The 21,127-nt window shown below is 56.4% G+C and carries 18 protein-coding genes and 1 pseudogene; 12 read left to right on the top strand and 7 right to left on the bottom strand.

Annotation, left to right across the window (positions count from 1 at the left end; translation table 11 throughout):
* Nucleotides 1–89: 89 nt before the first annotated feature.
* Entirely contained in the window at nt 90–917 is an 828-nt protein-coding gene (gene fghA / locus L362_RS11775; RefSeq protein ID WP_023344551.1) for an S-formylglutathione hydrolase, read from the bottom strand.
* 138 nt (nt 918–1,055) lie between these two features.
* Here fghA and L362_RS11780 point away from each other — a divergent pair, with 138 nt between their 5' ends.
* From L362_RS11780 to mglC, 7 genes are all read left to right on the top strand, one after another.
* A complete protein-coding gene (locus L362_RS11780) occupies nt 1,056–2,204 on the top strand; it encodes a YbfB/YjiJ family MFS transporter (protein ID WP_023344550.1) in 1,149 nt (382 codons plus the stop codon).
* A gap of 102 nt (nt 2,205–2,306) precedes the next feature.
* On the top strand, nt 2,307–2,975 hold the full coding sequence (gene folE / locus L362_RS11785) for a GTP cyclohydrolase I FolE (protein WP_023344549.1): 669 nt from the start codon (nt 2,307–2,309) through the stop codon (nt 2,973–2,975).
* A 19-nt stretch (nt 2,976–2,994) separates the two neighbouring features.
* Nucleotides 2,995–4,152, top strand: coding sequence for a DUF418 domain-containing protein YeiB (gene yeiB, locus L362_RS11790; protein ID WP_023344548.1), 1,158 nt, complete (start codon nt 2,995–2,997; stop codon nt 4,150–4,152).
* A 155-nt stretch (nt 4,153–4,307) separates the two neighbouring features.
* On the top strand, nt 4,308–5,330 hold the full coding sequence (gene galS, locus L362_RS11795; RefSeq protein WP_021241505.1) for an HTH-type transcriptional regulator GalS: 1,023 nt from the start codon (nt 4,308–4,310) through the stop codon (nt 5,328–5,330).
* Nucleotides 5,331–5,625: 295 nt separating this feature from the next.
* Nucleotides 5,626–6,624 (top strand): galactose/glucose ABC transporter substrate-binding protein MglB, encoded by a 999-nt coding sequence (gene mglB, locus L362_RS11800; protein WP_008500923.1) that lies wholly within the window; start codon nt 5,626–5,628, stop codon nt 6,622–6,624.
* Nucleotides 6,625–6,703: 79 nt separating this feature from the next.
* Complete coding sequence (mglA, locus tag L362_RS11805) at nt 6,704–8,224, top strand: galactose/methyl galactoside ABC transporter ATP-binding protein MglA (protein ID WP_008500922.1); 1,521 nt, start codon at nt 6,704–6,706, stop codon at nt 8,222–8,224.
* Between the two features lie 15 nt (nt 8,225–8,239).
* A complete protein-coding gene (gene mglC / locus L362_RS11810) occupies nt 8,240–9,250 on the top strand; it encodes a galactose/methyl galactoside ABC transporter permease MglC (protein WP_008500921.1) in 1,011 nt (336 codons plus the stop codon).
* A 49-nt stretch (nt 9,251–9,299) separates the two neighbouring features.
* Here the strand turns inward: mglC and L362_RS11815 are convergent, their stop codons facing one another.
* From L362_RS11815 to L362_RS11840, 6 genes are all read right to left on the bottom strand, one after another.
* Nucleotides 9,300–10,688, bottom strand: a complete 1,389-nt coding sequence (locus tag L362_RS11815; RefSeq protein WP_023344547.1) for a glutamine synthetase family protein — start codon at nt 10,686–10,688, stop codon at nt 9,300–9,302.
* Between the two features lie 124 nt (nt 10,689–10,812).
* A complete protein-coding gene (sanA, locus tag L362_RS11820) occupies nt 10,813–11,529 on the bottom strand; it encodes an outer membrane permeability protein SanA (RefSeq protein WP_008500918.1) in 717 nt (238 codons plus the stop codon).
* A 127-nt stretch (nt 11,530–11,656) separates the two neighbouring features.
* On the bottom strand, nt 11,657–12,541 hold the full coding sequence (cdd, locus tag L362_RS11825) for a cytidine deaminase (protein WP_023344546.1): 885 nt from the start codon (nt 12,539–12,541) through the stop codon (nt 11,657–11,659).
* A 129-nt stretch (nt 12,542–12,670) separates the two neighbouring features.
* Nucleotides 12,671–13,366, bottom strand: coding sequence for a CidB/LrgB family autolysis modulator (locus tag L362_RS11830; RefSeq protein ID WP_008500916.1), 696 nt, complete (start codon nt 13,364–13,366; stop codon nt 12,671–12,673).
* On the bottom strand, nt 13,363–13,758 hold the full coding sequence (locus tag L362_RS11835) for a CidA/LrgA family protein (RefSeq protein WP_014884558.1): 396 nt from the start codon (nt 13,756–13,758) through the stop codon (nt 13,363–13,365). The genes L362_RS11830 and L362_RS11835 overlap by 4 nt, the downstream gene beginning before the upstream one ends.
* A 190-nt stretch (nt 13,759–13,948) precedes the next feature.
* Nucleotides 13,949–14,653, bottom strand: a complete 705-nt coding sequence (locus tag L362_RS11840) for a type 1 glutamine amidotransferase (protein ID WP_023293812.1) — start codon at nt 14,651–14,653, stop codon at nt 13,949–13,951.
* Between the two features lie 59 nt (nt 14,654–14,712).
* Here L362_RS11840 and L362_RS11845 point away from each other — a divergent pair, with 59 nt between their 5' ends.
* The 5 genes and pseudogenes from L362_RS11845 (at nt 14,713) to bglF (ending at nt 21,123) form a co-directional block, all read left to right on the top strand.
* Nucleotides 14,713–15,510, top strand: coding sequence for an AraC family transcriptional regulator (locus tag L362_RS11845; protein WP_023344545.1), 798 nt, complete (start codon nt 14,713–14,715; stop codon nt 15,508–15,510).
* Nucleotides 15,511–15,551: 41 nt separating this feature from the next.
* Entirely contained in the window at nt 15,552–16,484 is a 933-nt protein-coding gene (dusC, locus tag L362_RS11850; RefSeq protein ID WP_008500912.1) for a tRNA dihydrouridine(16) synthase DusC, read from the top strand.
* Between the two features lie 359 nt (nt 16,485–16,843).
* A complete protein-coding gene (locus tag L362_RS11855) occupies nt 16,844–18,133 on the top strand; it encodes a carbohydrate porin (RefSeq protein ID WP_369796357.1) in 1,290 nt (429 codons plus the stop codon).
* A 166-nt stretch (nt 18,134–18,299) separates the two neighbouring features.
* Entirely contained in the window at nt 18,300–19,133 is an 834-nt protein-coding gene (licT, locus tag L362_RS11860) for a BglG family transcription antiterminator LicT (protein ID WP_023344543.1), read from the top strand.
* Between the two features lie 24 nt (nt 19,134–19,157).
* Nucleotides 19,158–21,123, top strand: a pseudogene (gene bglF / locus L362_RS11865) (PTS beta-glucoside transporter subunit IIABC).
* Nucleotides 21,124–21,127: the final 4 nt, after the last annotated feature.

Raw genomic sequence — 21,127 nt, 5'->3', positions numbered from 1 at the left:
GGGTGGCGGCTGCGCCTTACCCGGCCTACATAAGGGCACAGGCCCGTAGGCCCGGTAAGCGAAGCGCCACCGGGCAAAACAGGCGGTGCTTATGCAAATAAATGCTCCGCATGGAAGCGGAGATGATCCTCAATATAGGACGCGATGAAGTAATAGCTGTGATCGTATCCCGGCTGAATGCGCAGCGTCAGCGGCCAGTCTTTCTGGCGTGCCGCTTCTGCCAGCACCGCAGGCTGCAGCTGACCTGCGAGGAACTGGTCCGCATCACCCTGATCGATAAGGGTGGGAATGGCCTCTTCAGCTTTGCTGGCCAGCATAAGCGCGCAGCTGTCCCATGCCTGCCATTTTTCCGCATCCTCACCCAGATAGTGTGTGAAGGCTTTCTGCCCCCACGGCACCTGTGTTGGGTTCACAATTGGTGCAAATGCCGACACGCTGACGTATTTCCCCGGATTTTTCAGCGCCATGATGAGCGCCCCGTGTCCGCCCATTGAGTGGCCGCTGATCGCGCAGCGCTCGCCAACCGCAAACTGCGACTGCACCAGCGCAGGAAGTTCATCCCGAAGGTAATCATACATGCGGTAGTGGCGCGCCCAGGGCTGCTCGGTCGCATTGAGATAAAACCCGGCGCCTTTGCCCAGGTCGTATCCGGCATCGTCGGCCACATCGTCGCCACGCGGGCTGGTGTCTGGCATCACCAGCGCAATGCCCAGCTCGGCGGCAATACGCTGCGCGCCCGCTTTGGTGGTGAAGTTTTCGTCGTTACAGGTCAGGCCGGAAAGCCAGAACAAAACCGGCGGGTTTTCCGTCGGCGGCAGGAAAATGCTGAACGTCATTGCACAGTTCAGAGAGGTGGAGTCGTGCCGCCAGCGCTGCTGTCGACCTTCAAAACAACGGTGCTCTTCGAGCAGTTCCATGCAGGGCTCCTTAATGAGAATGCGTATTCATAAAACCCATAATACAGCCTTTTCATTGACCTGTGAGTAACTTTCACTTTCGCCAGACGGCGAGATGCTGCATCATAAATTTACTTTTCTTTAACAATTGGAGCGGTCATGGCGCTGCGTATTGCGCTCAGTGGGTTTGTCGTTCTGGTGGTGGCGATGGGGATAGGGCGCTTTGCCTTTACGCCTCAGGTACCGCTGATGATTGCTGCCGGACAGCTTACGCTGACCAGCGCGGGTCTGGTGGCGGCGATGAATTATCTGGGCTATCTGGTGGGTGCGTGGGATGCGATGCGTGCGCACCGCTTCGTTGAAACGCGCCTCTGGCTGGGTATCACCGGCGCGGTGGCGCTGACGCTGCTCTCCGCGGCAGCGGATAACGCCGTCGTGCACGGCCTGCTGCGCTACGTGATTGGCTGCATGAGCGGCTGGTCGATGGTACTCATTGCCGCCTGGACCAACGAACGGCTGGGACAGCTGGGTAAACCGGGCCTGAGCGCTGCGGTGTTTGCCGGACCGGGGGCGGGCATTGCCCTGAGCGGGCTGCTCGCCGTCTATATTCAGGCGAAGTCCCTGTCGGCCGGGGCGGCATGGCAAATCTACGGCGTGCTCGCGCTGGTGCTGATTGCGCTGGTGGCGCGCTACCTGCCGCGATCCGGGCAGCTCCATCGACCCGGCTCCGCGCCGGAGCCGCTGGTGCTGACGGCGGATTTAACGCGTCTGGTCTGGAGCTACAGCCTGGCCGGGTTTGGCTATATCCTCCCGGCGACCTTTCTGTCGCAAATGGCGGCCGTGCGTTTTCCCGGCAGCCTGTTTGCCCAGTTTGTCTGGCCGATTTTTGGTCTCGCTGCCGTGGTGGGCATTGGGCTCAGTATTCTGTTACGCCATACCTCAACGGCTAACCGCAGGCTGGCGATCGTACTGTGGTTACAGGGCGCAGGCGTGCTGGCGGCCTGGCTGCTGCCGGGGATTGGCGGGCTGCTGACGGGTGGGCTGCTGGTGGGCGGCGGCTTTTTGTGTGCCGTGCAGCTCTCTCTTTTATACGGCCGCGAGCTGGCGCCAAACCACACGCGTTATATGGCAGGCCTGCTCACCACCGGGTATGCGATTGGGCAGTTGATTGGTCCGGTCACCTCGGCGTTATCAACCTGGCTCACCCACCGGCTGGAGCCCGCGCTGGGGCTGGCGGGCATTGCGCTGTTCGTTGGAGGAGCGCTTGTCTGGAATCGTCACGCTGAAAGGCAACAGCAATCGCAATAATTATCGTCGTGAATACTGGATTATGTGCGCCGCCTCACGCACAATGAACGCATACTTTTGCCACAACGAGGGCAAAAGACGCCACACCTGCAGGAGAACAAAATGTCATCACTCAGTAAAGAAGCTGCCCTGGTCCACGAAGCCCTGGTTGCGCGCGGTCTTGAAACGCCACTGCGTCCGCCCGTACAGGATTTGGACAATGAAACCCGCAAGCGTCTGATTGCCGGTCACATGACCGACATCATGGAGCTGCTGAATCTCGATCTGAGTGACGACAGTCTGATGGAGACGCCGCACCGCATCGCGAAAATGTACGTCGACGAAATTTTCTCCGGCCTGGATTACGCCAACTTCCCGAAAATCACCGTCATTGAAAACAAGATGAAAGTGGATGAGATGGTAACGGTCCGCGATATCACGTTGACCAGCACCTGCGAACACCATTTCGTGACCATCGACGGTAAAGCGACCGTGGCGTATATCCCCAAAGATACGGTGATTGGCCTGTCGAAGATCAACCGCATCGTGCAGTTCTTTGCTCAGCGTCCGCAGGTGCAGGAGCGCCTGACCCAGCAGATCCTGACCGCGCTGCAAACGCTGCTGTGCACCAATAACGTGGCCGTCTCTATCGACGCGGTTCACTACTGCGTGAAAGCGCGCGGCGTGCGCGATGCCACCAGTGCGACCACCACAACCTCGCTGGGCGGTCTGTTTAAATCGAGCCAGAATACCCGCCAGGAGTTCCTGCGCGCCGTACGTCACCACAACTAAGTCTGACAGGGCAGGAACCATGGAGCGAAACGTCACGCTCGATTTTGTTCGCGGCGTCGCCATTCTCGGTATCCTGCTGCTTAATATCACCGCCTTCGGTTTGCCGAAGGCGGCGTATCTCAATCCCGCGTGGTATGGCGACATTACCCGCAGTGATGCCTGGACCTGGGCAATCCTCGATCTCTTTGCGCAGGTCAAATTCCTTACGCTCTTCGCCCTGCTGTTTGGCGCAGGCCTGCAGCTTCTCCTCAAACGCGGCACGCGCTGGATCCAGTCGCGCCTGACGCTGCTGGTTATCCTCGGTTTTATCCATGGCCTGTTCTTCTGGGACGGCGATATTCTTCTCGCGTATGGGTTAGTCGGGCTCATCTGCTGGCGCCTCATTCGCGATGCGCACAGCGTTAAAAGCCTGTTCAACACCGGCGTGATGCTCTATGTCATGGGGCTTGGGGTACTGCTGCTGCTGGGGATGATCTCCGGGGAGACGACGAATCGTGCCTGGATCCCGGATGCCGCTAACCTGCAGTACGAACAGTTCTGGAAGCTGAAGGGCGGTACGGAAGCGATAAGCAACCGCGCGGATATGCTGGGGGATAACCTCCTCGCGCTGGGCGCGCAATACGGCTGGCAGCTGGCGGGCATGATGCTGATGGGCGCGTCACTGATGCGCACCGGCTGGCTGAAAGGGGAATTCAGCCTGCGTCACTATCGTCGCACAGGCGCCGGTCTGGTGCTGCTCGGCGTGCTGATTAACCTCCCGGCGGTGATAGCGCAGTGGCATATCCACTGGGATTACCGCTGGTGCGCGTTCCTGCTCCAAGTGCCGCGTGAACTGAGCGCACCGTTCCAGACCATCGGCTACGCGGCGCTGATCTACGGCTTCTGGCCCTCGCTTTCTCGTCTGTGGATGGTCAGCGCTATCGCCTGCGTGGGACGCATGGCGTTAAGCAATTACCTCCTGCAAACGCTGATCTGCACCACGCTTTTCTATCGCTTTGGCCTGTTTATGAAATTCGACCGACTTACGCTGCTGGCGTTTGTTATTCCGGTCTGGGCAGTAAACCTGGCGTTTTCTGTTCTCTGGCTACGCTATTTCCGCCAGGGACCGCTGGAGTGGGTATGGCGTCAGTTAACCGCACGTGCTTCAGGGATATCATTGAAAAATACATCCAGATAACGATCTGGATCACAATCATTAACAAAACGGATGTAAGCGTTTTCATGACTGTGAGCTTCTTCACGTAGTCCCCTTTCTCTCGCTGCCAAAATAGCCACCTTGCTAAACACAGGGGGTGTCTGTGAGTTGCTGCAATCCTTTGAAGGATGGTGAATATGATCACCATTCGTGACGTCGCCCGTCAGGCGGGCGTTTCTGTGGCTACCGTCTCACGCGTGCTGAACAATAGCGCGCTGGTCAGCCCTGAAACCCGAGAAACCGTAATGAAAGCCGTGACCCAGCTCGGGTACCGGCCAAATGCCAATGCCCAGGCGCTTGCGACGCAGGTCAGCGACACCATCGGCGTGGTGGTGATGGATGTCTCGGATGCCTTTTTCGGCGCACTGGTGAAAGCGGTCGATATGGTCGCCCAGCAGCATGAGAAATATGTCCTGATCGGCAATAGCTATCATGAGGCGGAAAAAGAACGTCATGCCATTGAAGTGCTGATCCGCCAGCGCTGTAACGCCTTGATTGTTCACTCAAAAGCCTTAAGCGATGAAGAGCTAACCGGATTGATGGAGCAGATCCCGGGCATGGTGCTGATCAACCGCATCGTCCCCGGCTATGCCCACCGCTGCGTCGGGCTGGATAACGTCAGCGGCGCCATGATGGCCACGAAAATGCTCATCAACAACGGGCATCAGCGGATCGGTTATCTGGCCTCCAGCCACGCGATTGAAGATGACGAACTGCGGCGCGAGGGGTGGCAAAACGCCCTGAAAGAGCATGGCATTACGCCATCCGAGAGCTGGGTGGGAACCGGCACGCCGGACATGCAGGGCGGTGAAGCGGCGATGGTGGAACTGCTGGGCCGCAATCTGCAGTTGTCTGCGGTGTTTGCCTATAACGACAGCATGGCGGCAGGCGCCCTGACGGCGCTGAAGGATAACGGCATTGCGGTGCCACAGCATTTATCACTCATTGGTTTCGATGATATCCCGATTGCCCGTTACACCGACCCGCAGCTGACAACCGTGCGTTACCCGATTGCCTCTATGGCGAAACTGGCGACTGAGCTGGCGTTACAGGGGGCCGCAGGCGTGCTGGATCCGGGGGCAACACACTGTTTCATGCCGACTTTAGTGCGTCGCCACTCCGTCGCGGCCCGGCAAATTGTGGTTCCGATCACTAACTGATTACATGTGGTGATGTAACCGTTTTCAATCTGTGAGTAAATTCACAGTATCTTAACAAGGCGCTGACTATGATGTCAGCGTTTTAGGGGCTGAAACGCTATGTAACAGTGATTATTCACTTTCACTATAGCCAATGTGCCGCAAACAACGAATAAAACGCATTTCTGGAGCGTTACCGAACACGGAAGAGAGAAATTTTATAAGTGAACCTCGGCTGTCAGTAACGTTTTATTAACATCTGCCCGCCGCTCGTTATTCACAAGAACTACCCTGCATAAAAAAAACCGGAGATACCATGAATAAGAAGGTGTTGACCCTGTCTGCTGTAATGGCAAGCATGCTTTTTGGTGCAGCAGCGCACGCTGCGGATACCCGTATTGGTGTGACCATCTATAAATACGACGACAACTTCATGTCTGTTGTGCGTAAAGCGATTGAGAAAGATGCGAAAGCAGCGCCAGACGTTCAGCTGCTGATGAACGACTCCCAGAATGACCAGTCCAAACAGAACGACCAGATCGACGTTCTGCTGGCGAAAGGCGTGAAAGCCCTGGCCATCAACCTGGTTGACCCGGCTGCAGCAGGCACGGTTATTGAAAAGGCGCGCGGCCAGAACGTGCCGATCGTCTTCTTCAACAAAGAACCTTCCCGTAAGGCGCTGGATAGCTACGACAAAGCGTATTACGTCGGTACCGACTCCAAAGAGTCCGGTATTATTCAGGGCGATCTGATCGCGAAACACTGGGCGGCGAACCCGAACTGGGACCTGAACAAAGACGGTCAGATTCAGTTCGTGCTGCTGAAAGGCGAACCTGGCCACCCGGATGCTGAAGCGCGTACCACCTACGTTATCAAAGAGCTGAACGACAAGGGCCTGAAAACCCAGCAGCTGGCGTTAGATACCGCGATGTGGGATACCGCTCAGGCGAAAGATAAGATGGACGCGTGGCTGTCCGGCCCTAACGCCAACAAAATCGAAGTGGTTATCGCCAACAACGATGCGATGGCAATGGGTGCGGTAGAAGCGCTGAAAGCACACAACAAATCCTCTATCCCGGTATTCGGCGTAGATGCGCTGCCAGAAGCGCTGGCGCTGGTTAAATCCGGTGCGATGGCCGGTACCGTGCTGAACGATGCCAACAACCAGGCGAAAGCCACCTTCGATCTGGCGAAAAACCTGGCCGATGGCAAAGGTGCGGCAGATGGCACCAACTGGAAAATTGACAACAAAATCGTTCGCGTACCTTACGTGGGCGTAGACCAGTCCAACCTGGCTGAGTTTATCGGTAAATAAAAGAGTTAACTTGTCTTCACTGGGCGCAACGAGTTGCGCCCTTTTATAACGCGATATGCGAGGCCAACAAGGTATAATTATGGTCAGCACAACAACTCAGTCATCCGGTGAATACCTGTTGGAAATGAGCGGTATCAACAAGTCATTTCCCGGCGTTAAGGCACTCGATAATGTTAATTTAAAAGTGCGTCCTCACTCTATTCATGCCTTAATGGGGGAGAACGGTGCGGGTAAATCAACATTATTAAAATGTCTTTTTGGGATCTATCAAAAAGATTCTGGCAGCATTCTTTTTCAGGGGAAAGAGATCGATTTCCATTCAGCGAAAGAAGCACTGGAAAACGGTATCTCGATGGTTCACCAGGAATTAAACCTGGTGCTGCAGCGTTCAGTCATGGATAACATGTGGTTGGGGCGTTATCCCACCAAAGGTGTTTTTGTCGATCAGGACAAAATGTATCGCGACACCAAGGCGATTTTCGACGAGCTGGATATTGATATCGATCCGCGCGCCCGCGTGGGAACATTATCCGTCTCCCAGATGCAGATGATCGAAATTGCCAAAGCGTTCTCCTATGATGCGAAAATTGTCATCATGGACGAACCGACATCGTCATTAACGGAAAAAGAGGTTAACCACCTTTTTACTATTATTCGTAAGCTGAAAGATCGCGGCTGCGGCATTGTGTACATCTCCCACAAAATGGAAGAGATCTTCCAGCTGTGCGATGAGATCACTATCCTGCGCGACGGCCAGTGGATCGCCACGCAGCCGCTGGAAGGGCTGGACATGGACAAGATCATCGCCATGATGGTCGGCCGTTCCCTGAACCAGCGCTTCCCGGATAAAGAGAACAAGCCGGGCGAAGTGATCCTGGAAGTGCGCAACCTGACCTCGTTACGTCAGCCGTCTATCCGCGATGTCTCCTTCGACCTGCACAAGGGTGAAATCCTGGGGATTGCCGGACTGGTGGGGGCAAAGCGTACCGATATCGTGGAAACCCTGTTTGGCATTCGTGAGAAAGCCGAAGGCACCATTACGCTGCACGGTAAGAAAATCAATAACCACAACGCCAACGAAGCCATTAATAATGGTTTTGCGCTGGTGACGGAAGAGCGTCGTTCGACCGGTATTTATGCTTATCTGGATATTAACTTTAACTCGTTAATTTCTAACATTCGCAATTACAAAAACAAAGTCGGGCTGCTGGATAATTCCCGCATGAAAAGCGATACCCAGTGGGTGATTGACTCCATGCGCGTGAAAACGCCAGGCCACCGCACCCAGATTGGTTCGCTGTCAGGCGGTAACCAGCAGAAAGTGATTATTGGCCGTTGGTTATTAACGCAGCCCGAAATCCTGATGCTGGATGAGCCGACCCGCGGTATTGACGTCGGCGCGAAGTTTGAAATTTATCAGCTGATTGCCGAGCTGGCGAAAAAGAATAAAGGGATCATTATTATTTCTTCCGAAATGCCGGAACTGTTAGGGATCACAGACCGTATTCTGGTTATGAGCAATGGTCTCGTCGCCGGTATTGTTGACACCAAAACGACAACGCAAAACGAAATTTTGCGTCTTGCGTCTTTGCACCTTTAAGATCAGGGGCTCCTCATGAGTGCGTTAAATAAAAAAAGTTTTCTCACTTACCTGAAAGAAGGCGGTATTTACGTTGTTCTTTTAGTCTTGCTGGCAATCATCATTTTCCAGGACCCTACGTTCTTAAGCCTGCTGAACCTGAGTAACATTCTGACCCAGTCCTCCGTGCGTATTATCATTGCGCTGGGCGTGGCGGGCCTGATCGTGACCCAGGGGACGGACCTTTCTGCCGGTCGCCAGGTAGGTCTGGCGGCGGTTATAGCGGCAACCCTGCTGCAGTCGATGGAAAACGCCAACAAGGTCTTCCCGGAAATGGCCACCATGCCGATTTTCGTGGTGATCCTGATTGTCTGCGCCATTGGTGCGGTGATTGGTCTGATCAACGGTATTATCATTGCCTACCTGAACGTGACGCCATTCATCACCACCCTCGGTACGATGATCATCGTTTACGGTATCAACTCCCTGTACTACGACTTCGTCGGTGCTTCGCCCATCTCGGGCTTTGACAGCGGCTTCTCGACCTTTACGCAAGGGTTTATCGCGCTGGGCAGCTTCCGCCTGTCGTATATTACCTTCTATGCGCTGATTGCGGTCGCCTTCGTCTGGATCCTGTGGAACAAAACGCGCTTTGGCAAAAATATCTTCGCTATCGGCGGTAACCCGGAAGCGGCGAAAGTGTCCGGCGTAAACGTCGCCCTGAACCTGCTCATCATCTATGCCCTGTCCGGCGTGTTCTACGCCTTCGGCGGGATGCTGGAAGCAGGCCGCATCGGCTCTGCAACGAACAACCTTGGCTTCATGTACGAACTGGATGCGATCGCAGCCTGCGTGGTGGGCGGCGTCTCCTTCAGCGGCGGTGTGGGTACCGTACTCGGCGTGGTGACCGGTGTGATCATCTTCACCGTCATCAACTACGGGTTGACCTACATCGGCGTGAACCCGTACTGGCAGTACATCATCAAGGGCGCCATCATTATCTTCGCGGTTGCGCTGGATTCACTGAAGTACGCCCGTAAGAAGTAATCGTCACTCGCCATACCCGGCCCGCTCACCGAGCGGGCTTTTTTATGCCCTATGCCAGATGGGACTCCTCCTGCGTCACAATCCGCTCAAACCAGTCGAGTTCAGAAAGCTTGCAGGCGACCCACTGTTCGGAAAAGGCGTCGCCCAGGCTGTCGGTGAGATACTGACAGCGGGCAAAGGCCTCAATCGCCTCCTGCTGGAACAGCGGCAGTTCGGGTTGGTCGTGCTGCGGCTCAGGGAGATCCCCCTCGTCGATATGTTCCAGCCCGTACAGCATGCCTGTCAGGATAGTGGCTGTGACCAGATACGGATTCGCATCTGCCCCGGCCAGCCGGTACTCAATGCGACGATTGCCATCATCCGAACAGGGAATACGCAAGGCGGCGGAGCGGGTGTTATAGCCCCAGGAGTTAAAGACGGGTTCCGTCAGGTTTTTACGCAGGCGACGAAACGCGTTGACCCCCGGCGCAAGAATGGCGACGGAGGCGGGCATCAGCGCCAGCTGGCCCGCGATGCACAAGCGCATCATACTGCTCAGCGCGTTCACCGGGGAGGCAAAAACGTTTTCGCCACGGCTATCGTTCAGGCTGAAATGGATGTGCAAACCGCTGCCGGAAAGCTCGCTGAACGGCTTAGCCATAAAGTTGGCCTGAAGACCGTGCTTTTCAGCGACATAGCGGGTCAGGCGGCGCAGGGCCAGCACGTTATCACAGACCTCTACGACGCGCTGGCTGTGCTTCAGGTTTAATTCGTACTGTCCGGACTCGGCTTCCGCTACCACCCCTGACAGCGGGATGCGCTGCAGGTGCGCCAGCTGTTCCAGCTCGTCAAACAGCGCCGCGTGCGCCGACGAGGTATCCATATGAAAACAGCCCTGATTTTGCGGATCGCGATCGCCCTGTCCCGTCAGATAGAACTCGATTTCCGGGGCAATCACCGGGAAGAGGCCGTGCTGGTGGAAGCGGGCCACGACGTTCTGCAGTATCGCGCGCGGCTCAAGCGGGCAGGGGTTACCGTCGCTGTCTTTCATCGTCAGCAGGATCTGCGCGGTGTGCTCTGGATCCTGCGGACAGGGGCGCAAAGAGCCGGCGACCGGGACGCACAGCCGATCGGGTTCATCATAAAGCGGGGCGGCGATGTTTCCCTTCTGGTCCATTGAGTAGACGGAAAGCGGAAAATAACAGCCTTTTTCCAGGCTCAGCATGCTCTCTACCGAGAGGCGCTTGCCGCGCATCGTGCCGTTGATATCGTTCAGGTAAACGTCAACATGTTTCGTTTGCGGGTAACGTTCCAGATAATCGGCCACTTCCACGGCAACGTTGTGCTGCAGGGCGTCAATTTTTTCATCCAGCCAGAGGCCAGAATTAAGTGCGCCAGGGAGTGATAAGCCGGGAAAGTTAAAGTACGGGCGGAGACTTTTGAGGAAAAACGCATTCATTATCGAGTTCATAGTCATTCTTCAATGAAGCCGTAGCGGCAGTGAACTCAGCTTAAAAGAGCCGACGTAAAGGGGAGATAAAAAGCGTCAGGCCCGGCGTAAATAAAGTATAAAGGCGGCTCTGTTATTTCTCTTTTTTCTGCATATCCAGCAGCTGCTCGGGCGTGACGGCCGGATAACCCTGCGCGTCTTCCGGCACTTCGTGCATCGCCGGAATCGGCACCAGCGGGCCTAAAAAGCGTGGTTCGCGCTTAAAGATATACAGATCGGCCAGGGCACCAAAGCGGGCGCCGAACTCGCGGACGCGCACGCTCAGCATATCTTTTGGCGACGGCACCGCGTAGCACTGCGCTTGAATGCCCATGTGCAGGGCGATAAACAGCGCGCGCTCGCAGTGGAAGCGCTGGGTGATGATGATGAAGTCGTTGGTGTCGAAGACTTTGCGCGTACGGACGATGGAGTCCAGGGTGCGGAAGCCCGCGTAGTCGAGCACGATATCGGCAGGATCCACGCCCGCGGCAATCAGGTCCTTACGCATCGTCACCGGCTCGTTATAGCTTTGCAGAGCGTTATCGCCGCTCAGCAGCAGGTAGTTCACCTTGCCGCTGTTGTAGGCGTTCAGCGCGCCCTGAATGCGGTAACGGTAATACTGGTTGATGACGCCGGTGCGGTAGTACTTGGCGGTGCCGAGCACCACGCCAACCTGACGATAGGGCAGGTCCTGCAGGTCGTCAAAGATATAGGGGGCGGTTTTCCAGCTCATCCAGCGGTCGAGGCCGAGCACGATCAACAGCAGTATGCCGACCAGGACAGACAGGCTGTAAAAAACGCGCTTTAACATGCAGATGGCTCGTACCGAAGGTGAAATTTAACTCAGGCTACTTTACCCGCCTGGTTAGCGCAAGAAACAGCGACTCAACTGAGGGGTTTTTCAACAAACTGGCGGGCATTTCTGCCCGCCGGAAGGGTTACGCCAGCAGCACGCGGTCAATCGTTGTACAGCCCAGCGCTTTAAGCGTTGCGGCAGTGGCATCCCACTGAATCAGCGGCGCATCGGCAATTTCTGCCAGAATGGCGCGCTGAATGTCAGGATAATCATAGCCGTTCAGGCTCAGCAGGTTGAGTGCGCCCTGCAGCGGCGGCAGCGTTGGGTTAAACGCGGCGTTTTCCGCATAGCTGCCGGTGAAGATGCGGCCATCGCGACACTGCAGCGCCACGCCGCTCGGGGACGTGCTGTACGGCGTGTGGCTCTTGTTGGCGGCGGCAATCGCCGCCTGGCTCAGGTCATCGCCGGACAGGGCGAAACCGTGGTCCTGCTCGTCCATCAGCAGGGTTTTGATCTCCAGATCTTTCGGGCCAAACGCGTCAGGCAGGTAATCCGCCAGCGTGTGCGGCGCGCGACCCGGCAGGTTGATGCGCAGCTGCAGCCCGCTGTTCAGCTCGTTCATAAACTGACGGCAGTGGCCGCAGGGGGTGTAGTTCACGGTAATGGCGCTCAGCGCTTTTTCACCGCGCAGCCAGGCGTGGCTGATGGCGCTCTGCTCGGCGTGAACGGTTTGCTGCATGGTTGCGCCCAGGAACTCCATATTGCCGCCGAAGTACCAGGTGCCGCTGACGCCGCGCGCAATGGCCCCGACGTTGAAGTGGGAGAGATCGGCCCGCGCGCAGGCGGCAGCCAGAGGAAGCAGTGCGAAAGCCAGCGCGTCTTCGTCCAGTCCCGTTGCCTGTTTCAGCATCGTGACCTGCTCCGCGGTCAGCAGGGCGGGGAAGTGCGCATCTGCCAGAACGGGAGCAAGGGCTGACTGCAAATTCTCTGCAAGCTGGGCGAAAGCAGCTTGAAAACGTGGGTGCATGGCGTTTGCCTCATAAAGGTTAATGGATCGGTAGTTTACGGAGCCGTCAGGGCTTTATATGTGATCCACTTCTCATTATGTATGCAACTTATGAAATCAAAATAAAATTTGCGCGACGCATCGCAAATTTTAGCCCATCACTGCCAGAATCAGCGGGAAAATGAACGGGGCCAGCAGGGAGGTAATAATCCCGCAGATCACCAGCGCCAGGGAGCTAAACGCCCCTTCCTGATAATCCAGCTCCGCGCAGCGGGCAGTGCCCAGCGCGTGCGAGGCGGTGCCCATCGACAGCCCCCGTGCCGCCTTAGTATGAATACGCATCGCGTTCAGCAGGGTGTGGCCAAACACCGCGCCGAGAATACCGACGAAAATGACGCACATCGCGCTGATGGCCGGAATGCCGCCGAGGCTGCCCCCAACCGCCATCGCGATAGGCGTGGTCACCGATTTAGGCAGGATTGACGCCGCAATCTGTGGGGAAGCGCCCATCAGCAGCGCCACCGACGTGCCGGTGATCATCGCCACCAGGCTGCCCACAAAACAGATGGTAATGATGGATTTCCAGCGGGCGCGGATCTGGTGCAGCTGCTCATATAAAGGAAACGCCAGCGCCACAACGGCGGGTTGCAGCAGGTCGTTTAAGATTTTGCTGCCGGCAAAGTAGCGTTCGTAAGGAATGCCGGTGAGCAGCAGGAACGGAATAATCACCACCATCGCTACCAGCAGGGGGTTCAGCAAGGGCATTTTGAAACGCGCGGCAAGCTTACGTGCGGCGAAAAAGACTGCAAGGGTGAGCGGCAGGGACCACCAGATATTGTCCATCATTTTTTTGTTTTCTCCCCAATCACGTTACGTTCGCCATGCACCAGATGTGAACTCCAGCTCACCACCAGGAAAACCACCAGCGTACTCACCGCGCAGGAAACAACAATCGGGCCGAACTGGGCTTTGAGCAAATCAAAATACTGCATGACCCCGACGCCGATAGGCACGAAAAGCAGCGCCATATAGCGAATGAGGACGAAGCAGCCGGGATTGACCCACTTTGCAGGCAGGATTTGCAGCGCCAGCAACACGAAGAGGATCAGCATGCCGATAATGCTGCCGGGAATGGTGATGGGCAGCAGCGACGCGATGAAAATCCCGGCATACAGGCAGGCGTAAATCAGGACGAATGCGCGCAGATATTGCCAGATAATGTTCAATGATTTGCTCATGGTGATAGTCCTTGCTGAAACGCATTCATCATACAATTAAACCTAAAAATGTGCCACGGATCACATCATGAATTTTGAGCATACCAGACATTCCGGAATGGAACGTCCGGTATCACCTTACTGGTGCAGGCTACAGTTTAGAGGAAAGGGGTTGCGCTGGCGAAGTAACGCGCCAGAGAAGGCATCAGCGTCAGGCGGTCAGCTTATCGAGAAAAGAAAACAGCACCTCGTTCATTTCGCGATAATCATGCGAACGGAGTTTTTCCGCCGTTTCGACAAAACGGAATTCACCCGCGCGGCGAAGGTCATTCTGCGAATGCTCAATCAGCAACTCTACCACCTCCGGCGTCAGCTCCATATGGCACTGGAAACCGTAAACCCGTTCGCTGTATTGCACGATCTGGCGGGGACAGCCCTCGCTGTAAGCCAGAACCTTAGCCTGCGGCGTCAACCCAGGCATGTCGTTATGCCAGTGACCGACGTTCAGCACGCTGCCAAAGTCTTCAAACAGCGGGTTCGCCTTGCCTGCATCTGTGAGCCTGACGGGAAATTTGCCGATCTCTTTTTCCGGGCTGTGGCAAAACGCGGCGCCCAGCGCTTCGCCGATAAGCTGTGAGCCCAGACAAACGCCTATCACCGTTTTACCTGCCTCTATCGCGCGGCTGATGAGTGCCTTTTCCGCCTGCGCATCAAACCAGGGGCATTCCTCACGCGTGGTGGCGGGTGACTGCGGGCCTCCCATGATGATAAGCAGGTCTGTGCCCCCCAGCTCCTCAGGTAACGGATCGCCCTGATACACTCTGGTGTAGCTCAAACTGCAGCCGCGACTTTTCCCCCAGATTTCATAGGCCCCTGGCGCCTCGAAATGTTCATGAATAATAAAATGGATGTGCATTGCGTCTCTCTCTGGTTACGTGTACAAGCAGCATCATAAGAGGAAGGGAGGAATGTGAAATGCCAACCGTTATCGATAAAACGCCAATTCACGACGATGCTATCGGATGGTCAAGAGGGGCAATTCGCTATACGCGCGGCGAAGTCGATCCGCCTCACCAGCATTCGCAGGGACAACTTTTGTTTGCCATCAAAGGAGTCATGCTGGTCGAAACCGGTAGCAAACGCTGGGTCATACCGCCGCAGCGCGCGCTGTGGATCCCTCCCTTTCAGGAGCATACCTACAGCGTGTTATCCGCAACGGAGCTTCGCGCGGTCTGGTTTAGCCCGGCACTGATTTCGCAATGCGAACCTTTTAAGCGGAAAGACGAGGTTCACGTGATTATGGCCACAGCGTTGTTCAAAGAGCTGATTGCCGGGCTGTTCAGCGCGGAATACCGGCCGGCAAGCCAGCGCAGCATGGCCGTTTTGCTGCTCGACATCCTCAGCGAGACGCAGCAGATTTCAGCCGAACTGCCGATGCCCGTGGATGAGCGCTTACATCGCGTGGCCTGTGACCTCATTGCCAACAATCTCTGGGATCTCTCTCTGGAAAGGCTGGCGGAACGGGCCGCGATGTCAGAACGCACATTTTCACGTGCGTTTATCAACGATACCGGCTTTAGCTTCCGGGCCTGGCGACAGCGCGCAAGGATTTGTGCCTCGCTGGATCTCCTCGCCAACGGATACCCGGTTAAGCAGGTGGCCTGGATGCTGGGGTTTTCCGGCCCGGCGGCATTTGCGGCGGCGTTTCGCGCCATTGTTGGGGCAACGCCGGGTGACTTTCTGCCTGAACAGAAGCGCTTCCCAGCGATATAGAGAGCGGCTACTATAGCGCGTCTTTTTTCACAGGTACTGCTATGCGTGTTTTACTGGCCCCAATGGAAGGCGTGCTCGACTCCCTCGTGCGCGAGCTTCTGACCGAGGTGAACGACTACGATCTCTGCGTGACGGAGTTTTTGCGCGTGGTCGATATGCTGTTGCCGGTAAAATCCTTCTTCCGGCTTTGCCCCGAGCTGCACAACCAGAGCCGGACCTCTTCCGGCACGCTGGTGCGGATTCAGCTGCTCGGCCAGTACCCGGAATGGCTGGCGGAAAACGCCGCCCGCGCGGTTGAGCTGGGCTCTTACGGGGTAGATCTCAACTGCGGCTGTCCGTCGAAGCTGGTGAACGGCAGCGGCGGCGGGGCGACGTTGCTGAAAGATCCCGAGCTGATTTACCGCGGCGCGAAAGCCATGCGCGAGGCGGTACCCGCGCATTTGCCGGTGACGGTAAAGGTGCGCCTGGGGTGGGACAGCGATGCCCGACAGTTCGAGATCGCCGATGCGGTGCAGCAGGCCGGGGCCACCGAGCTGGTGGTGCATGGCCGCACTAAAGAAGATGGCTACAAAGCCGATCGCATAAACTGGCAGGCGATCGGTGAGATCCGCAAACGCCTCTCCATTCCGGTGATCGCCAACGGCGAAATATGGGATTACGAGAGCGCGCAGGCCTGTCTGCAGGCCACCGGCTGCGATGCGGTAATGATCGGCCGCGGCGCGCTGAATGTGCCCAACCTCAGCCGGGTGGTGAAATATAACGAACCGCGTATGCCCTGGGCAGATGTCGTCACGCTGCTGCAAAAATACAGCCGTCTGGAAAAGCAGGGCGATACCGGTTTGTATCACGTCGCGCGTATTAAGCAGTGGCTGAGTTATTTACGCAAAGAGTACGAGGAAGCGCTGGAATTATTTCAGGAGATTCGTACTTTACAGACGTCGGCTGATATTGCGCGGGTGATTCAGTCCAAATAATAAGCGTTAAATTGCTCACACTTTTTTAAAACAGAAAACAGTTCAGGTTTTCAACGTGGCGCGACGGTGTTAAGGTGCCACTGTTTTCAACGCAGGATTGTGACTGGTTAACAGGCAAAACCTAAGCGTTCCACAGCATTTTCGCTGTGGGGCGCTTAGGTTTTTTTTTGCCTGTCATTTACGCAGGAGAGATATTTGGCTTAGCGCTTTTTAATGATTCTTAAAAAAAGAAATATCGACAGGAAATAGAAAAATTTCCTGCGGCCGGTTACGCACTCAATACTCAATCACAGGTTGTTATCATGGCATATAAAAATAAACTCTATGCGTTCGCCTTATTGGCGATATCCCCGCTGTCGATGGCGCAAGACTGGAACGGTACGGTATTAGGGTTGGAAGCTCCGCCGGAGCCTGTGCTGGGCGAAATGCTCGGCATACGTAAAATCCTTAACGATAACGGTTTTACCTATAACCTCGGATACCTGAATGAAATTGGCTGGAACGGCGGTGGCGGATATAACCACGACTCCCACGTGGCCTATATTGACCAGTTCGCGCTGACCTTCAACCAGGATCTGGAGCGCTGGACCGGTATCCCGGACGCGCGTATCGAGGGGAACATCGTCAACCGCAACCACAATGACGATCTCACCACCAAACGCGTGCAGGACCCGCGCGTCAACTTCAACGATCTGACCCAGGAGAGCTGGGGCGGGCAGTCGATTACCCGTCTGGGCTGGCTGACCTTTGCCCGCAGCTTTGACGACCGGCGTCTGACCTGGCGCATCGGGATGATGAACAAGGTGCAGACCTTCGATCAAATTATCCCCTGTGATTTCCAGCTGCTGTCCCAGTGTGGCGGGAAGTCAGCCAACTCGCTGACCTGGAACAACTGGAACGTGCATACCTGGGGCACCACGCTTGCCTATAAACTCACGCCGACGCTGACCTTAAAAGGCGGCGTGATGGAGCAGAATCCGCAGGCCGCCAGCCGCAGCCATGCCTGGAGCTGGTCAACGAAGGGCAGCAAAGGGGTCTTACTGCCGGTTGAAATCGAAGCGCGTCCGCTGATTAACGGCCTGCCGGGCGCGTACAACCTGGGCGTGGTGTTTACCAACGCGCCGCAAACCGATCTCTATCGCGGCAAATCCGGCGGGGCGGGCGCGACGGACCCGGACGGATTCGATACCCACAGCCGGACCTGGTTCATGTACGCCGGGCTGAACCAGCAGCTTACGCAGCATCAGGATGACCCGAATCGCGGGTTGAGCTCCTCGTTCAGCATGAGCCTTGCGGATCAGCGCACTAACTACATGCATCAGGTTTATGCCGCCTCGCTGCGCTACCGCGGGCTGTTTGATGCGCGACCGGAAGACTGGATTGGCTTTGGCTTAACCTGGATTGATATGAGCAGCCAGTACGCCCGCAACCAGCGTTACCTGAACAGCCTGAGCGGCGTGAGCGACTACAACAATCCGGCCTGGCACCCGGTGCCGGGCCATTCCCTGAACGGCGAGTTTTACTACCGCTTTCGTCCGGTGTCATGGCTTGAACTGCAGCCTGGCATTCAGTACTGGCACCATCCCGGCGGGGTCAGTCGCACCCAGGATGCCTGGGTCACCGAGCTGAAAACGGTGGTGACCTTCTGATATCACGGTAGCAAGTTCGATCCGCGTCACGTTTCTGACGCGTGACGCATTGAGGCTACGAATGAAACTGATAGAGTGCCAGAACTGGATTGTTACTGCTTAGGCAGGCAAAACCTGATTTTCTGGCATCTGCCGGAGGTCAGGTTTTTTTGTTTCTGGGGTTCAGATGAAAATCGCCAAGATACTCAATAATAACGTGGTGGTTGTTCAGGATGAGCGCGGGCGCGAACAGGTGGTGATGGGCCGTGGGCTGGCCTTTCAGAAGCGCGTCGGTGAAGCGCTGGATACCGCGCGGGTTGAAAAGGTGTTTGCGTTACAAAGCGATGAACTGGTGCGTCGGCTTGGAGAACTGCTGAGTCAAATTCCGCTGGAGGTGATGACCACCTGCGACCGCATCATCGGGCTGGCGGCGCAGCGGCTGGGCAAGCTGCAGGAGAGCTTGTATATCACCCTCACCGATCACTGCTACTTTGCGATTGAGCGGCAGAAGAACGGGTTGGCCATCAAAAACGTGCTGCTGTGGGATATTAAACGGCTGTATCCGAAGGAGTTTCAGTTAGGGCAGGAGGCGCGGGCCATTATCGCCAGACGCCTTAACGTCGAACTGGAGGAGGATGAGGCCGGTTTTATCGCGCTGCATCTGGTTACCGCGCAGCTGAACAGCGAAATGCCGGAGGTGATGCACGTGACGCGGGTGATGCAGGAGATCCTGCAGCTGGTGAAGTATCAGCTGCAGCTTGAGTATGACGAAGAGTCTCTCAGCTACCAGCGTTTCGTCACCCACCTGAAGTTTTTTGCCCAGCGGATGCTCACCCGCACCGTGGTGGAAGATGACGATGTCTCGCTGCATACGGCAGTCAAAGACAACTACGCGAAGGCGTGGAAATGCGCCGAGAAAATCGCACAGCACCTGAACAAAAGCTATCAGCGTGAGCTGACAACCGAAGAAATTATGTTCCTCGCCATTCATATCGAGCGGGTGAGAAAAGAGGGGCGTTAAGCCTCAAAACAGGATTGTTACTGCATCACGCAGGCAAAACCTGAGCGCGGCCTTCGTCAGAAGGTCGTTCTCGGGTTTTTTTATTTTTGTACTCAGTCAACAGGTGCCTGCGGGCATCGGATGTAAGGAAATCGAGATGGAATACCAGGCGTTAGCGAAGGATATTCTCGGCCACGTTGGCGGAAAAGAGAACATCGTCAGTCTTGTGCACTGCGCGACCCGGCTTCGCTTCAAACTGAAAGAGAATGAACGGGCGGATGCGGAAGGGCTCAAGAAAAACCCGGGCGTGATCATGGTGGTCGAAAGCGGCGGCCAGTTTCAGGTGGTGATTGGCAACCACGTTCACGACGTCTGGCAGGCTGTCCGCAATGAAGCAGGCCTGACCGACGACGCCCCTGTCGTGGAAGAGAAGGGCGAAAAGGGGAACCTGCTGGGCCGCCTGATTGACATCGTCTCCGGGATCTTTACCCCTTTTATCGGCATTCTGGCCGCGTCCGGTATTCTGAAGGGGCTGCTGGCGCTGGCCGTGGTCTGCGGCTGGCTCACGACCGAGAGCGGCACGTATAAAATCTGGTTTGCCGCCAGCGATGCGCTGTTTTTCTTCTTCCCGCTGGTGCTGGGCTATACCGCCGGGAAAAAGTTCGGCGGCAACCCGTTTATTACCATGGTGATCGGCGGGGCGCTCACCCATCCGGTGATGATTGCGGCATTTAACGCCAGCCAGCAGCCGGGGGCGGTATCGGAAGCCTTTTTGGGCATCCCCGTCACGTGGTTCAACTACAGCGCGTCGGTGATCCCGATTATTCTCGCCGCGTGGGTCAGCTGCTGGCTGGAAAAACAGAGCACCAGGCTGCTGCCTTCCTCGATGAAAAACTTCTTCGCGCCGCTGATCTGTCTGGGCGTGACCGTGCCGCTGACTTTCCTCGTTATCGGGCCGCTGGCGACCTGGCTGAGCCAGATGCTGGCGAACGGCTATCAGACTATTTACGTTCTGGCACCGTGGCTGGCGGGCGCGGCGATGGGCGCGCTGTGGCAGGTCTGCGTTATTTTTGGCCTGCACTGGGGGCTGGTGCCGCTGATGATCAACAACCTGGCGGTGCTGGGGCATGACTCAATGCTGCCCATGCTTTTGCCTGCGGTGTTTGGCCAGGTGGGGGCGGCGCTGGGCATTTTTCTGCGTACCCGCGATGCGCGTCAGAAAATGCTGGCCGGTTCATCCGTGACGGCAGGTATTTTTGGTATCACCGAACCCGCAGTGTATGGCGTAAACCTGCCGCTGCGCCGTCCGTTTATCTTTGGCTGCGTGGCTGGCGCTATCGGTGGGGCGATTGTCGGCTTCAGTGACACCCACGTTTACTCCTTCGGCTTCGCCAATATCTTTACCATCGCCCAGATGATTCCGCCGGGCGGCGTGGACGCCACGCTGTGGGGAGGCATTATCGGCACGGTGGTGGCGCTGGTGCTGAGCTGCGGCCTGACGCTGCTCGCCGGTATGCCAGGAAACACCGCGCCAGAGAATGTGGTCTCCGCGGGCGAAAACGATGTGCTATCGCCGATGACCGGTACCGTTCTTGCTCTCGACCAGGTGCCGGATACCACGTTTGCCAGCGGCCTGCTGGGCAGCGGCGCCGCGATTATTCCCTCCGATAACAAAGTGGTTGCCCCGTTTGCCGGTGTGGTGGCTTCGCTGTTCCAGACCAAACACGCCATCGGCCTGCTCAGTAACAGCGGGATTGAAGTGTTGATCCACGTGGGTATCGACACCGTGAAGCTCGACGGCAGGCCGTTTACCGCCCATGTGAAGGTCGGTGACAAGGTGCAGCCCGGCGATCTGCTGCTGGAGTTTGACCGACAGGCGATTATCGATGCCGGATACGACCTGGCGACCCCGATTATTATCAGTAACAGCGACGAGTATCGCGAGGTGGCGACCGTGGCGGCAACGTCCGTCATTGCCGGTGCGCCGTTACTCAGCGTCAGTCATCAATAACAGG

Origin of the sequence: Enterobacter sp. MGH 16 (assembly GCF_000493175.1) — a bacterium.
GTDB lineage: Bacteria > Pseudomonadota > Gammaproteobacteria > Enterobacterales > Enterobacteriaceae > Enterobacter > Enterobacter roggenkampii.
The sequence above is the reverse complement of the archived record's forward strand: the minus strand, read 5'-3'. Positions and strand labels throughout refer to the sequence as shown.